We start from the raw sequence: 14,455 nt of genomic DNA, 5'->3' as shown, positions 1-14,455 counted from the left end.
ATCGGTATCCAGCCAAGAGCGGCCGGATAGATTCGTCACCTATTAACCCAACTCTTCACCCCAGACATTCGCTCAGCTCTCTGCTGCAAGTCTGAGCTAACTCTTTTACATTTTGCATTTTAAAATTTGCATTTTGCAATTTGATATTGCGACTCAGTCGCGTTCCTGTCCAACTTTTTCACCCCAGACGTCTGCTTCGCATCCGTCCGGGGACCCCGAATTTTGTCCAATTTTTGGCCAACTTTAGTCTATCTTTTGACCAGCTTTTTTCCAAGATAATCTTCAAGAGCGTGTCCAGCTTTTGTCCATCTTTTGGGGAGCTTTTGTCCAACTTTTGACCAGCTTTTTCAGCCCACGAAATTGCCTCAGCAGACAGGGTTCAAGCGCTCTTTTAAGGGGTGATTGTATTATGCAACCGGGGCTTTTACCTTTGCCAGCTGTGTGCAAGCACCGGTAGGACAGGCCTTTACGCACTCGCCGCAGCCCACGCACTTCTCTTCAATAATCGTGTGAATCTCGCCTTCCTCGCCCTCGATCGCCTTGAACTTGCAGGCTTCAAAGCACTTGTGATTACCCTCGCATCTCGAAATCTCTATCTCTGCCTTGGGACGCGGGGCGGCAAAGTCCACGAAGCAGCTCTTTACCGGGCACTTGGCATAACAGATGCCGCAGTCGGTGCACTTATCAAGATCCATCTTCGGCAGGTTATCAACCATCTGGAGCGCGTCATAGGGGCACATCTTCACGCAGATCGAGCAGGCGTGGCAGCCTTTTTTACACACGTCGCGCACCGCCTTGCCCCGCTCAAACGAGTTACAAGCAAGGTAGACCTCTTTTGAGATCGGTATGAGCCTCAGCACGTCCTTCGGACAAACCTGCACGCAGATGCCGCAGCCCGTGCATTTGGAGCGGTCAACTATAGGCAAGCCGTTAGATCCCATGTGGATGGCGTCAAAGGGACAGACTTCCTCACAGTCGCCGTATCCCAGACACCCGTATTGGCAGGCCTTGGTTCCGCCGGTGATCAGGTTAGCTGCACGGCAGGTGCGGATGCCCTGGTAGTCGGCTGACTCTGCCACGATGTCATTTCCGCACTGACATAAGAGAAACGCCACCTTGTGCTCGCCACCCACCACCTCCACGCCCATTATCTCACCGATCTGTTCTGCAAGGGATGGTCCGCCCACAGGACAGGCATCAGCCGGGGCATCTCCCTTGGCAATGGCAGCGGCAAACGCCTCGCAGCCCGGATAACCGCATGCACCGCAGTTGGCAGCGGGAAGAATCGCACGGATGCTTTCCTCCAAAGGATTCGGCTTAACCCCAAGCTTACGGTGGGCAAAAACAAGTATCGCCACCAGGATTAATCCCAATCCTCCCAGAGAAGCCAGGGCAACAAGAACTATCGTACCCATCAAGGCGAGATCCCGAACATGTTGACAAAGCCGAAGAAGGCGATTGAAACAAGTGCAGCGGCAATGAACGCTATAGGATAGCCTCGGAATGACTTTGAGATGGGCGCCAGCTCCAGACGTTCACGGATGGCTGCAAACAGAACCATGACCAGACCAAACCCAAGGGCCGTGCCGATGGCAAAGATCGTACCCTGAAGGAAGCCGAATTTGTTGTCGATAACAAGGAAAGCAACTCCCAGGATCGCGCAGTTGGTAGTGATTAAAGGAAGATATATTCCCAGAGCCGAATAGAGCACCGGAACGAATTTTTTGAGAAACATCTCAACCAGCTGAACGAGCGACGCGATCACAAGGATGAAGCTCACCGTGCGCAGGAAGACAAGACCTTGGGGGAGTATGCCGCCCAGGATCACCGAACCCGGGACAAGCACCAGATGGTAAACGCCCCAGGTGATCCACGTCGCAAAGGTCATAACAAAAAGCACCGCGCTGCTCATCCCGATGGCGGTGGAGAGGCGCGTTGAAACCCCGAAGAATGGACAAAGCCCCAGGAAACGCATGAGCACGATGTTGTTCACGAATATCGCGCCGAATAGGATAGCAAGAAGTGGAGTATTCATCCTACCCCTCTCTCTTGAATATCTTGTTTATACAGGCCTTAAGAAGCCCGATCACCAGGAATGCACCGGGAGGTAACCCGAAGAAGAGCACCGCGTTGGAGCGAAACCAGGAGGGTGAGACAGACATACCGAACCAGGTACCCTTACCGATAATCTCGCGGATAGAACCCATGAGGATAATCGCTAAGGCAAAGCCTATAGCCTTGCCCAGGCCGTCCAGAATAGATCTCCCCACACCGTTATGGTAGGCGAACCCCTCGGCCCGGCCGAGGATGATACAGTTAACCACGATGAGGGGAACGAAAATACCCAGCACACTGTAAAGGTCAGGGGTGTAAGCCTGCAAGACGTAGTCGGCAATGGTAACGAAGGTAGCGATAATTACGATAAATACCGGAATGCGGATCTCGTTGGGGATGATTTTTCGAAGCGCCGAAACCACGATGTTCGACATAAGGAGTACAAAGAGCACCGCGGCGGACATTCCGGCGGCATCGCGCGCGGTAGTCGAGGTGGCAAGCACCGGACACAATCCCAGCATGAGGATCAAAACCGGGTTCTCAAGGATTATGCCTTTGGAGAATATCTGCCAGTTGGACTCACCCTTGGGCTTGGGTGACAACAGCGGCTCCTTGATTTCTTTTTGGGTGAGGTCAAGATTTCCGGAGTCAGAGCTCATTGCGCGGATTATACCTTGGCCTGCGGTGTTGTCAAGATTTAAGAGAACAACTGCCTCTTGTTGACAAAGCTTCTGTTACTCTTACTATTAACAAAGGAGGAAACATGAAATCCTTGCGCGTTTCAGTTCTTTCCCTGCTGGTTTTGGCATTGACAGCGGGCGCAATACCTGGCTACGCCGAGCTGCCCGAGCTCATCCCAAGAGACATACTGTTCGGCAATCCGGAAAGGGCTATGGTCGAGATTTCCCCTGACGGGAAAAAACTATCTTACGTCGCTTCAAATGAAGGTATTATGAACGTATGGGTTAAGGCCATCGGAGAAGAAAAAGACAGACAGGTAACCTTCGATACCACCAGAGGAATAATCTTCTACGAATGGACAGCGGATTCCAAGCGAATCCTTTACCTCCAGGATCAGGAAGGCAACGAGAATTACCACCTTTACGGAGTGAACCTGAAATCGGGAAAGGTCACCGACTATACACCGTTCGAGAACGTAAGGGTAAATGTAGTAGCTTTCGACGATAAGCATCCCAAGAAGTGGTTCATCTCTATGAACAAGCGTAACCCCCAGATATTCGATGTCTACCTTCTTGATTTGAGGAACGGCAAGATCAAGCCGGTCGCCGAGAATCCGGGCAACATCCTGATGTGGGTTGCCGACTGGGATTTCAAACTGCGCGGTGCTCTTGCCGTAAATCAGGAAGGTGAGTACGATCTTCTTGTCAGGGACGACGAGAAGTCGGATTGGCGTACGGTTTTATCCTGGGAATTTGAGGATACCTGGTCAAGCTATCCATTGTCGTTCACACCGGACGGAAATCATATCTACCTGGAGGACTCACGTAACGCCAACGCCACCCGCTTGGTTAAACTCGGTATCAATACCGGTGAGATCGAGGTGATCGCCGAGGATCCCCAGTATGATGTAGGTCCAGCGATGTTTCACCCTGAAACAGGCGAGGTGCTAGGAGTCTCTTTTTTAAAGGACAAGCGGGAACGGGTGTTCTTCGACGAGGAGGTGAAAGCGGATTTCGAGATAATCAACCAACTCGAGGACGGTGAGGCCGGGTTAGCCGACTGGACCCAGGATTATAATAAATGGCTTATCTCATTCAACAAGGACGACGGCCCCATCCCCTACTACCTTTACGACCGGGAAACCAAGGAGGCCAGGTTCCTGTTTTCCAACCGGCCTGAACTTGCTGAATATACCCTGGCAAAAATGGAACCCATTACATTTACCGCCCGTGATTCCCTGACCATCCATGGATATATAACCTTTCCACCAGGTCTGGAGCGTAAAAACCTACCTATGGTTCTCAAAGTTCACGGCGGACCATGGGTGCGTGATTACTGGGGATACGCCCCAGGGGCACAGTGGCTGGCCAATAGGGGCTACATCTGCCTGCAAGTAAACTATCGGGGATCGAATGGTTACGGCAAAGAATTCCTTAATGCCGGAAACAAGGAGTGGGGTCGCAAGATGCATTACGATCTGGTTGATGCCGTCAACTGGGCTATTGATAAAGGTTATGCAGATCCTGAGCGGATCGCCATATACGGCGGCTCGTACGGCGGATACGCCGCCCTGGTAGGGGCGACCTTCACCCCTGATCTTTTTGCCTGCGCGGTGGACATGTTCGGGCCTTCCAATCTGATAACCGATCTTGAAGCCGCACCACCCTACTGGAAGCTGTACCAGGAGTTGATGTACCGCAGGATCGGACATCCTGTCAAGGACTCTGCCCTTTTGTGGGAACGTTCCCCCCTGTCGCGGGTGGACAGCATCCGCATCCCCATGCTGATTGCCCAGGGAGCCAACGACCCGCGAGTCAAGCAGTCGGAGTCCAATCAGATAGTGGCCGCCATGGAAGAAAAAGGGATTGACTACGAATACATGCTGTTCGAGGATGAGGGACACGGCTTCATGAAGGAAGATAACCGACTCGAGTTCTATGCAGCAGCTGAGAAGTTTTTGGCCAAGCACCTGGGCGGAAGATACGAGAAGTGATACAACCTGATACACTTTCGGGGCGAGGCATACCCTATGAGATGTCAAGCATCTCAAGGGGCAGGCTCTGCGTCGCCCCTACAGGTTCTCCGATCTTTCCGCCGTCAGGCGGAAAGGAGGATTCTGAAAAAGAAGCATTTAAAGGATTGACCTCTTTCCGAATCCGCGTAAGATAGGACATGCGCAGATATCTTTCGATCCTACCCCTTCTGGTGATGCTGGCCTGCAATCCATTTGACCAGCAGGCCGCAGAAGAACGTATCAAAGAGATAGTGGAATCGGAAATCGAGCGGCTGACCCCAATCGAACTATCTCTTGATCTAGCGATACCTGAGGCAGATTCGATTATGGTTGACAGCCTATGGATAGTGACCGGGATCAAGCTAAACACAACCTTTGAGTCCGAGAGCCTTGCCATCTACTTCAATGAGAAGATCAAAGGCGACACCATCGTTACCGTCGGCGACTCGGCGCTTGTGGCAGTTATAAGAAGATACAAAGGCACACTGAACTATAACCTCATAAGCAGAGAAGACGGCACCGAGTATGCAGCAGGGAAGGAACTCTCAAGCGAACGTATCCAGTGGGCGCAGTTTGCAGACAACGGCGACTGGGAGATGGTAGGCTACTCCATCACCGGGGAGCGCTCGGACACCAACACCACCAGGATCTTCTCGGTGGGGATTAAAGGTGGTGAACTTAACACGATAATCGAATCCTCAGACTCGCTCATCACTCTGGAGGAATTCCCAAAGGTTGTATCAGGGACAAAGCTCTCCCTTAATCTGAGAACGGTAGCCGACACAACACTTTTGGTCTCGTTTGCCATAGGAAGCGAAGCGGTAAGGTTTGTTCCTATAGTGAACGAAGCCGAGCATTGGGATGACCGCTGGGAAACCGAAGTGACGCTGGGCGATTCACCGCTGGTAGTCGGGATAATCCGTAAGGATGCGCTGGCGGATTCCGACTATCCCGCTGACTTTAACTTCTGGATATTGCCGATCACAGAATAGCGCGATATTTCTCGTCGTTCACATATTAGGATGTATCGTTGCGAGGATGTCCAGGGGTGGTGTGTTACGGATGGGGTGTTACGGGCGGGATGAGGCGTTCGTCGGCGTGCAGGTGGTAGCTGGCGTATTGTCGGATAAGTCTTGACAGGGTCGAGGAAAGCTTTCCCTTAATCTCGCCAACCGGAGCATCACTCAAGCGAACAAGAATATCGCGCTCTTGAATATTAAGACGAAATACGTTCTTCTCACCCTGGGAATGTTCGGAGCAGACGAAACCTCCTTGAGAAACAGAGAAATTAATCGCCTCGGATTTGCCACATACAAGGCAGACTTCATCTATTCGAGGCGGATAACCGCTAAGTGCAGTAGCTCGCCAGACGAAAAGGTCGTGAAGCGCATCTGGGGCTTTGCTTGTCTCCAGAGCGTTAAGCACTGCAAGCGTGAGATTGTAGAGTCCAGGATTACTCTGACCAGGCTGAGAAAGATGGGCTAAAAGTTTCATTATCCGGGCAAGCAGGGTAAGCGTTTCAGGATTCTCCCTTAAGCTCTGGTGTGAGCGAAGGATGTCCGCAGATGAAAGTGTCCACAAGCTCTTGTTCTCCCGTTCGTAGTAAATAAATTCCCCCTCCGTGCCTATCTCAAGCCCAGCGCCGAAGCGCGATCCTGGCTTACGTGCTCCTCGTGCCAGGAGATCAACGCGACCGGTACGGCGGGTGAGAACGGTGGCAATCTTGGAAGACTCGCGGAAAGCACGGGTCCGCAACACAAGACCTTCGGAACGGACAAGGGCAGACATCAGGCAGGGAAGTATTGAAGAGCCAGCGTGGCAAGACCAAGAAGTACAAGAAACCCCAGGGTATCGGTAGTAGCTGTAAGAAAGATACTGGATGCAAGAGACGGATCAAACTTCAACCTGCGCAGTATCATAGGCACAAGGGTCCCTACTATGCCGCCGATGATGATGTTGATTACGAGCGCAAGAAACACCAGCGGCGCAAGGATTATCGGGAGTCGAAAGATAAGTGCACCCACACCCACAAGAATCCCGGCGCCAAGGCCCAAAAGAAAACAGGTTAAGAGCTGACGCCGCAGCAGTCGCCAGGCGTCGGAGGAAGTAATCTCTCCCAAAGCCAAGCTGCGAATCACCATCACCACGGTCTGTGAACCTGCGTTTCCTCCCAGTCCGGCAACTATAGGAAGAAAGATGGTAACCGCCACCAGGGATCTGATTGTATTCTGGAATAGGCCTATCACGCTTGCCGCCACGAATGCAGTGCCGAGATTAACCAGAAGCCAGGGCAGACGCCTGCCAGCCGAGCGCACCGGCGATTCAAAAAGCGATGTCTCAGCGCCTACACCGCCTGAACGGTAGATGTCCTCGGTGGTCTCTTCCCGGATCACGTCGATGATGTCCTCGATGGTTATTATGCCTCTGAGTTTATCCTGCTCGTCCACAACAGGAACGATGGGCACCTCAGCCTTCTCCGCCTTACGGGCCACGCTCTCCTGATCCTCAAGAAGAAACGCCTTCACAGGATAAGGCACTGCGAGATCGCGAATCTTGGCGCGTGGGGAATGGAAGAGAAGCTTATCTATCTCCAACGCCCCTTCAAAGTGACCCTTGCGGTCGGTTACGAAGAGAAGGCTTGAGTAATGAGGATCAGGCCCCTTGCGCCGAAGGCGTTTGGTAACCTGCTGCACGGTATCGTTGGTATAGGTGTGAAGGAAATCCACTGTCATACGACCGCCCGCGGTGTCTGGGGGGAAGTGAAGGAGCTCGCCAAGGTCCCGGCGGTCATCGGCAGGAAGCCTTGCAATGACCGCGGCGCGGTCCTCTGCAGACATCTCGGCAACGATATCGGCCGCGTCGTCGGAATCCAGCTCCTCTACAAGCTTGGAGATACGCTCGTTTTCAAGCTCGCTCAGAACCACGTCAAGGGTAGCGTCATCGAGTTCCAGGATAACGTCAGCTGCCTTGTCGGTGTCTATCAAACGGAAGAGCGCTATAAGATCGTCACGGTCCAGACGCTCAAGCACACGAGCCAGATGTCGAGCAGGTATTCTCTCAAGAATCTCCTTGAGCTCGGCGGTCTTGCCCTGCTCAAGCAGGTCTTCTACGCGGTCGAGAAAATCCGCATCCATGCACGAATCATACTTTTGTAAACATGATTGTCAACGTGCACCCGCCCCCCGCCATCCGCTCACCGCCTACCGCTCACAGCTTACCGCCTGGCGCTGACCGCACACAGCTGACGACTTACAGCCCACGGCTAACGGCTCACAGCCTACGGCAGGCGGCTGGTGGTTATCTGTGAAGAATCAGCTTTTTTGTAGCGTTGAAGGAACCCGCTTCTAAACGTACGAAATAGACGCCCTGGGCTAACGATGCTGGCGCTTCCCAGATACCTTGGCCTTCCACCATTTCTTCAAGCACCTTTCGCCCATCGGCAGAGTACAGGGTAAGCGAAGCGCTGCCTGAGAGTTCGTAGGACAATCGGTTGAGAGAGGTAGAAACCAGTATGGGGGAGGATTCCGGAGCTTCCGCCACACCTGACCCCTGGCTATACTTTACGGTAGCATAGTCCCAGTTGGTTCCTGAACCTTCGCTCAAGCCTGTTACGTAGACGTTGCCTGTACCGTCAAGCGCCAGAGCAAAGGCTTCATCATTACCGCTTGCCGGGCCGTCGTACCGGGCTACCCATTCCTCGACCCCTGAGGAGTTATACTTTACGGTCGCATAGTCAGTAGAGGTTCCTGAACCCTCGCTGTAGCCTGTAACGTAGACGCTGCCTGTACCATCAACAGCTATGGCATAGACTCCTCCACCGCTTGCCGGTCCGTCGTATCGGGCTGCCCATTGCTCGACCCCTGAGGAATTATACTTTACAGTCGCATAGTCACCGGAGCTGGTGCCTGCCGCGTAGACGTTGCCTGAACCGTCAACTGCCATGGCAAAAGCTAAATCGTTACCGCTTGCCGGGCCGTCGTACCGGGCTGCCCATTGCTCGACCCCTGAGGAATTATACTTTACAGTCGCATAGTCACCGGAGCTGGTGCCTGTCGCGTAGACGTTGCCTGAACCATCAACCCCCATGGCAAAAGCTAAATCGTCACCGCCTGCCGGGCCGTCGTACCGGGCTGCCCATTCCTCGACCCCTGAGGAATTATACTTTACGGTCGCATAGTCATTGTCGACTTCTGAACCCAAGCTCCAGCCTGTGACGTAGACGTTGCCTGCATCGTCTATTGCCATGGCGGTAGCATAATCTTCATCGTCCCCTGGACCGTCGTACCGGGCTACCCATTGCTCGACGCCTGAAGAGTTGTACTTTACGGTCGCATAGTCATCGCCGCTGGCGCCTGTAACGTAGGTGTTGCCTTCACCGTCTATTGCTATGGCAGTGGCTCCATCACTAACGTTTCCCGGACCGTCGTATCGGGCTACCCATTGCTGGACACCTGTGGAGCCGTACTTGACGGTCGCATAGTCATCGGAGGTTCCTGAACCCCAGCTCATGCCTGTAACGTAGACGTTGCCTGCACCGTCTATTGCCATGGCTCGGCCTCCATCTTGAAAGCTTGCCGGGCCGTCGTAGCGAGCTGCCCATTGCTCGACGCCTGAGGAGTTGTACTTTACGGTCGCATAGTCAGAGTTAGTTCCTGAACCGTCGCTGTAGCCTGTAACGTACACGTTGTCTTCATCGTCTATTGCCAAGGCTTTGGCAATATCAAGGCCGTTTGCCTGTCCGTCGTAGCGAGCTACCCATTCTTCGACAACCTGGGCGGTTAAACCAACCGCGCTAACCAGCAGCACGCTGATTGTTAATACGAACACACGCTTCATTACGACCTCCTTGACTGTGTGATTTTTACCAATTACACTCTACCCTCAAAAAAACCCTTGTCAAGAGGGGACTTACGGTTTACGGCTCATGGTATAAGCCCTTAATCTGTGTCATCTGCGACTCCGAAGGAGAACCCTACCAGAGTTCAAATCTGCGGATAAAAATTAATGGATTATAGCACCCGGCGAGTACCCGCTGAGTCTGTTCCCACGTGATTTCTACAGAAAGATGAACAAAAACTCCGCTGCCAGGCACGCTGCGGCAAGAATGAGGAACCAGAACCACAGCTTGCGCGGAACTGATGCACCCAATGGATAGACCTTGACCCCGCGTTTTTGGAGATCGGGAGTGGTTATCTTTGCAACAGATGCCTCCGCAGGATCAGGATTAACAACGAAGCCCTCCGCGCCGATCCTGTAGAAACCACCATCAGAGGTATGGCTAAACTCCACTACATAGCCCCCATCCGATTGTCTTGGGGTAATCTCGTAATGCAACCGGGGCGTTTCCACAAAAAGCGGTTCACCTTTTTGGACCCTCACGCGCAGGGTATCGCCGATAAAACGTTCTCGCTGCGATTTCTCCCCTGCCACGTAGGTAACTATCCGCTGTAAGATAGCCGGAAAGAGCGCACGGTAAACAAGCTCTGTATGCTGGGCTGTGAACCGCGTGGCAAGGTAGTAGATATCCTGTGAGGTATCGGCCAGCATCAGGGGATCACCGCCGCTCAATGGGAGTATAACCTTGGCCCCTGTGGGCTCGAGCCGCGCATAACGCTTAATCCGCATCTGGCGGCGGTCTTGCTCCTCGAGATCCGCGAAGAGTGAGGATGGTCCAAGGATCTCAAAGCCTTCTCCAGATGAGACGCCCAGGGAGTTAAATGCGCCCGCGACATCTTCCACGTCGCCGTCAAGCAGGATGAGAACCGCTAAGCCCTGGGAAGCGGCGGTGCGGGCCTGGAAAGGACACGAAGTGGCACCGTCCCAGATGAGAACATCGTAAGAGGAAGAAGAGAGTCGAGCAGCGCCGGCAGGTCGAACTCTTTGCACCTCCAGGTCGCCTCCGACCCTTAAGGCAAGCTCAAGGAAATCCGAACCCGCATCCCCCACAAGACTTATGCGCAAACGCCTGCCGCCGGATGCGAGAACAAACCGCTGATCGTCTGCAGGAATCGAGTCCGGATCAAGAGCTACCCTTACCTCCTGAGCTGCCTGTGGAAGCCTGAACTCAATCTCCTTCCGGCCCTCGGACAATCTTATCCTGCGCTCCTCAACCATCCGTTCGTCCACCCAGAGCGAGAGGGTTTTCTCAACCTTCTTTCCCGAACGCCCTAATCGAATACGCAAGAACCGTTCTTCGCCCGGCAGCGGGAAACCAGGATAAAGCTCAACATCAAGGATGGAGGTATTGGCTGGAAAACTTGCCTCGTCTATAAAACAGAACACCTCGACGTCTGAAGGGATACGTTGGTTTTCCAGGAAACCGAGCGCGTGCTCCTGTCCGTCGGAGATTAATGCCACGCGCCGCGTAGACGCACGGCTCTTATCTAAAAGCTTTAAGGCCTTTAGCCATGCAGCCTGAAGATCGCGCCCGCTCTGGGAAGATGCAAGGGCTTGTATCCTTTCGGCAGCGGATTCAGGTTCACCCCATACGGTGTCCCATAAAGAGCCGGATGGAGAAAGCAACGCAACTCGGCTGCCAAGCGAGAGTTCGTCAAGAAGCCGAGAGGCGGTTGCTTTCAGATCGCCAAAACGCGCCGTGGTTGAGTAGGAGTCATCGAGGATAACGACTACATCTGCCCTCACCTTACCCAAGGGGAAACGGCCTTTCCATATGGGTCCGGCCAGGGCAAGAACCAGGAACATCAGGAACAAGGTGCGAAGTATGAGGAGGAGAACGTCGCGAAGCTTGAGCCAGCGGAAACGGCGCTCACGAAGCTTTCGCAGGAAGAAAAGCGAGCTGAACTCGGTACGTTTCATCTTCCGGCGACTGAGTAGATGAAGAACCAACGGCCCTGACGCCAGAGGCATAAGTAACAAATACCAGGGGTTGGCAAAGCTGATCATAAAAATGCTCCCTTCGCGCTACGCGTTCTCCACCAAGTGGGAGGAAATAAACATGTAGTGCGAGGCTTTAGCCTCGCGGCGAACCTAAGGGTTCGCACTACGTAGCTTCGGTCACAAAGAAGAACCGGATGATTACCAGCAGTCATCATCTTAGTCTGCGGCGCTTCTCAAGGTAACGAAACAAGGCGTGCTCAAAGCTCTGATCGGTAAGGATCGGATTGTAGTCTATGTGATGTTCCGAGCATGTGCTTCGCAGGCGGAACCGGTAATCTTCAAGCGCCTTGCGATACTCTGCACGAACAAGACGGGGATCAAGGCTTGCCTCCTTACGCGTCTCCATATCAACAAGCCTCGTGGGTGATGAGAAATCAAAGCTCTCCTCCATGGGGTCAAGAATATGAAAGAGAATAACTTCGTGCTTGCGATGACGAAAGTGGCGCAAAGCGAAGAGCACCCGGTCCGGATCGTCGAAGAGATCTGAGAAGAGTATCACCAGACCTCGCTTGCGCAATCGTTCGGCCAGGCTGTGAAGGCTTTCCGCAAGGTTCGTTTCCCCGCCTGCTGTCAGGTTCTCAAGCCTTGCCAGGAGCAGCTGCAGGTAGTTACGCGACGAGCGAGGCGGGATGTAGGACCTGATCCGGGTATCGAAGGTGGCAAGACCCACCGCGTCCTTCTGCTTGATCAGAAGATAGGCAAGTGCTGCGGCGAGTGTGGTGGCGTAATCCAGTTTGGAAAGCGCACTCGTAACACTTCCTGAACGGTAAGCCATCGAGCCTGAGGAGTCCACTAAAAGCATGGCGCGAAGGTTGGTCTCTTCCTGATACTCCTTCACGTAGAAGCGGTCTCGCTTGGCATAAACCTTCCAGTCGATGCGACGAGGTTCGTCGCCTGGGATATACGGGCGGTACTCGGAGAACTCGACAGAAAATCCCTTGTATGGCGAGCGGTGCAGACCTTCCAAAAAGCCTTCCACTACAAGTCGTGCCTTAAGATCCAGGCCTCGAAGCCTTGCCAGGGTCTCAGGCTTGAGAAGTTCTTCCCGCTTCATCTATGGATTAAGGCTCGACCAACCGGTTGTCTATGAGCCGCGACTTGCCGAACTTAGCTGCCAGAGCAAACAAAACCGGGCATTTGATCTCCTGGATAGGTTCTAGGGTGTTAGGATCCACCGCTGATACGTAGTCAATTCGGTCTGGATTCTTTGCCTCAATCATCTCCCTCATCTTTCCAAGGATAGTTTCCACGTTCCTCTCCCCTGCCTTAACCATCCGCTCCGCTTCTTCAAGTGAGTGGTTTAAGACAAGCGCCCTTCGGCGTGCATCAGATGATAGGTATGTGTTACGGGAACTCATGGCAAGGCCGTCCGGCTCTCGAACGATGGGACAGGTGATGATCTGGATATCGAAGTTGAGGTCAGCCACCATCCTGCGGATCACCAGCTGCTGTTGAAAATCCTTGGCCCCGAAGTAAGCCTTGTGAGGTTTGCAGATGTTGAAAAGCTTGGCAACTACCAACGAGACCCCGTCAAGGTGACCGGGACGATCAGCGCCGCACAGGGTCTCGGTAAGCAGGTGAACGTAAACGTAGGTAAGGCTGGGCTCAGGGTACATCTGCGCCACAGAAGGGGCGAAAATCACGTCAACCCGCTCCTTTTGAAGAAGCATCCGGTCGCTATCAAAATCCCTGGGGTAGCTGGATAAATCCTCACCTGGCCCGAACTGAGCAGGGTTAACAAAGATGCTTACCACCACCACGTCGCTTTCTTCTCTCGCTCTGCGGACAAGAGAAAGATGCCCCTCATGCAGATACCCCATGGTGGGAACAAGACCGATGATCTTGCTCCGTCCCCTTGCCTCATCTGCAAACATCTGCATCTCGCGGATAGTGCGGATGATCTCCATAATCGCTATGTTAAGCAGCAACAAAGCATTGTCAACTTTAACTATTGACACTCCTTGAAACTCCCTTATAATCTCTATAAGATTGAAAGTCGCTCGTCGGAGCAACTGCAAACCAGTCAAGGAGGAAAACCATGAAAAAAGCGCTCGTGGTGGTGTTTATGGCAAGCCTTGCGTTTGCCACAACTATCACAAGAACCCTGGAAAGCGGGGAAAAACAGGTCGTGGTCTTTGGCAGACCCACTGTCATAAAAGTAGAGAAGGGTTGCGCATATATTACGGGATACCTGGGAGAATGGCCTGATGGCGCCATCCAAACGCTCAAGATTGATAAAGAGGGCATTGTGGTGGAGAAGACCTATGAAGGCGATTACGCCGAGGACGTGATCTATGCCCAAACAACGGATGAGGCGGGCAACACCTATGTGACATGCTACTCCTTTAATGGACGCGATAACGACTACCGGACGATCAAGTATGACCCGGAAGGCAACGTCTTATGGAACAGCTTCTACGACAATGGTTCCATGGATATTGCCCAGGACATAACGGTGGACGAACTAGGCAACGTCTACATCACGGGTCTCACGGGTTACCGGGGAGAGGAAACCGCCTCCGACATTCTCACAATCAAGTACAACTCGAAAGGTAAGCTGCTCTGGAAAAAGGCTTACGACTCGGGCAAATATGATACGGGGCCACATGTAAGGGTGGACGCCTCCGGCTACGTTTACGTTAAATGCTACTCGGAAGACGAAGGCTTCCACACGATTAAGTATGACAAGCACGGCAGAATTCAGTAAACCGAAACCCATAACTTAAGGAACGAACACGTATAACGTATAGCTAAAGCCATCTGATTAACAATAAGGAATGCCTGCGGACGTTCCCTACCTTTTCTCGG

At 53.0% G+C, this 14,455-nt stretch carries 12 protein-coding genes; 3 read left to right on the top strand and 9 right to left on the bottom strand.

Going from position 1 to position 14,455, the window contains the following annotated elements; all coding sequences use genetic code 11:
• Positions 1-407 precede the first annotated feature (407 nt).
• Genes CEE36_06260 through CEE36_06250 form a run of 3 tightly spaced genes read right to left on the bottom strand, consistent with a single transcriptional unit; the run spans position 408 to position 2,714 of the window.
• Positions 408-1,415, bottom strand: a complete 1,008-nt coding sequence (locus CEE36_06260; protein ID TKJ42865.1) for a hypothetical protein — start codon at positions 1,413-1,415, stop codon at positions 408-410.
• Entirely contained in the window at positions 1,415-2,035 is a 621-nt protein-coding gene (locus CEE36_06255; protein ID TKJ42864.1) for an electron transport complex subunit RsxA, read from the bottom strand. Before CEE36_06255 ends, CEE36_06260 begins: the two co-directional genes overlap by 1 nt.
• A 1-nt stretch (position 2,036) precedes the next feature.
• Positions 2,037-2,714, bottom strand: a complete 678-nt coding sequence (locus CEE36_06250; GenBank protein TKJ42863.1) for an electron transport complex subunit RsxE — start codon at positions 2,712-2,714, stop codon at positions 2,037-2,039.
• Between the two features lie 104 nt (positions 2,715-2,818).
• Here CEE36_06250 and CEE36_06245 point away from each other — a divergent pair, with 104 nt between their 5' ends.
• Both CEE36_06245 and CEE36_06240 read left to right on the top strand, forming a co-directional pair.
• Positions 2,819-4,729 carry a S9 family peptidase gene (locus CEE36_06245; GenBank protein TKJ42862.1) on the top strand — a complete coding sequence of 637 codons (1,911 nt, stop codon included), beginning with the start codon at positions 2,819-2,821 and terminating at the stop codon, positions 4,727-4,729.
• A gap of 179 nt (positions 4,730-4,908) precedes the next feature.
• A complete protein-coding gene (locus CEE36_06240; GenBank protein ID TKJ42861.1) occupies positions 4,909-5,742 on the top strand; it encodes a hypothetical protein in 834 nt (277 codons plus the stop codon).
• A gap of 64 nt (positions 5,743-5,806) precedes the next feature.
• Here the strand turns inward: CEE36_06240 and recO are convergent, their stop codons facing one another.
• The 6 genes from recO to CEE36_06210 form a co-directional block, all read right to left on the bottom strand.
• The gene (gene recO / locus CEE36_06235) at positions 5,807-6,538 is read right to left on the bottom strand and encodes a DNA repair protein RecO (protein ID TKJ42860.1); all 732 of its coding nucleotides are present in this window, start codon (positions 6,536-6,538) and stop codon (positions 5,807-5,809) included.
• A complete protein-coding gene (mgtE, locus tag CEE36_06230) occupies positions 6,538-7,884 on the bottom strand; it encodes a magnesium transporter (GenBank protein TKJ42859.1) in 1,347 nt (448 codons plus the stop codon). Before mgtE ends, recO begins: the two co-directional genes overlap by 1 nt.
• Before the next feature lie 163 nt (positions 7,885-8,047).
• Entirely contained in the window at positions 8,048-9,586 is a 1,539-nt protein-coding gene (locus CEE36_06225) for a hypothetical protein (GenBank protein TKJ42858.1), read from the bottom strand.
• A 219-nt stretch (positions 9,587-9,805) separates the two neighbouring features.
• Entirely contained in the window at positions 9,806-11,653 is a 1,848-nt protein-coding gene (locus CEE36_06220) for a hypothetical protein (GenBank protein TKJ42857.1), read from the bottom strand.
• Positions 11,654-11,798: 145 nt separating this feature from the next.
• Positions 11,799-12,701 carry a DUF58 domain-containing protein gene (locus CEE36_06215; protein ID TKJ42856.1) on the bottom strand — a complete coding sequence of 301 codons (903 nt, stop codon included), beginning with the start codon at positions 12,699-12,701 and terminating at the stop codon, positions 11,799-11,801.
• Positions 12,702-12,708: 7 nt separating this feature from the next.
• Positions 12,709-13,554 carry a pantoate--beta-alanine ligase gene (locus CEE36_06210; GenBank protein TKJ42904.1) on the bottom strand — a complete coding sequence of 282 codons (846 nt, stop codon included), beginning with the start codon at positions 13,552-13,554 and terminating at the stop codon, positions 12,709-12,711.
• Between the two features lie 131 nt (positions 13,555-13,685).
• Between CEE36_06210 and CEE36_06205 the strand changes: the two genes are divergently transcribed.
• A complete protein-coding gene (locus CEE36_06205) occupies positions 13,686-14,354 on the top strand; it encodes a hypothetical protein (GenBank protein ID TKJ42855.1) in 669 nt (222 codons plus the stop codon).
• Positions 14,355-14,455: the final 101 nt, after the last annotated feature.

This window comes from candidate division TA06 bacterium B3_TA06 (genome assembly GCA_005223075.1).
Lineage (GTDB): Bacteria > Hydrothermota > Tepidihabitantia > B3-TA06 > B3-TA06 > B3-TA06.
Note: the sequence above shows the minus strand (reverse complement) of the source record. Positions and strands in the feature narration are given on the sequence as shown.

Bases quoted from the DNA above. Each gene is read 5' to 3' on its own strand.
- CEE36_06260 (TKJ42865.1), bottom strand. From the start codon at position 1,415: ATGGGTACGATAGTTCTTGTTGCCCTGGCTTCTCTGGGAGGATTGGGA.
- CEE36_06255 (TKJ42864.1), bottom strand. From the start codon at position 2,035: ATGAATACTCCACTTCTTGCTATCCTATTCGGCGCGATATTCGTGAAC.
- CEE36_06250 (TKJ42863.1), bottom strand. From the start codon at position 2,714: ATGAGCTCTGACTCCGGAAATCTTGACCTCACCCAAAAAGAAATCAAG.
- CEE36_06245 (TKJ42862.1), top strand. From the start codon at position 2,819: ATGAAATCCTTGCGCGTTTCAGTTCTTTCCCTGCTGGTTTTGGCATTG.
- CEE36_06240 (TKJ42861.1), top strand. From the start codon at position 4,909: ATGCGCAGATATCTTTCGATCCTACCCCTTCTGGTGATGCTGGCCTGC.
- recO (TKJ42860.1), bottom strand. From the start codon at position 6,538: ATGTCTGCCCTTGTCCGTTCCGAAGGTCTTGTGTTGCGGACCCGTGCT.
- mgtE (TKJ42859.1), bottom strand. From the start codon at position 7,884: ATGGATGCGGATTTTCTCGACCGCGTAGAAGACCTGCTTGAGCAGGGC.
- CEE36_06225 (TKJ42858.1), bottom strand. From the start codon at position 9,586: ATGAAGCGTGTGTTCGTATTAACAATCAGCGTGCTGCTGGTTAGCGCG.
- CEE36_06220 (TKJ42857.1), bottom strand. From the start codon at position 11,653: ATGATCAGCTTTGCCAACCCCTGGTATTTGTTACTTATGCCTCTGGCG.
- CEE36_06215 (TKJ42856.1), bottom strand. From the start codon at position 12,701: ATGAAGCGGGAAGAACTTCTCAAGCCTGAGACCCTGGCAAGGCTTCGA.
- CEE36_06210 (TKJ42904.1), bottom strand. From the start codon at position 13,554: ATGGAGATCATCCGCACTATCCGCGAGATGCAGATGTTTGCAGATGAG.
- CEE36_06205 (TKJ42855.1), top strand. From the start codon at position 13,686: ATGAAAAAAGCGCTCGTGGTGGTGTTTATGGCAAGCCTTGCGTTTGCC.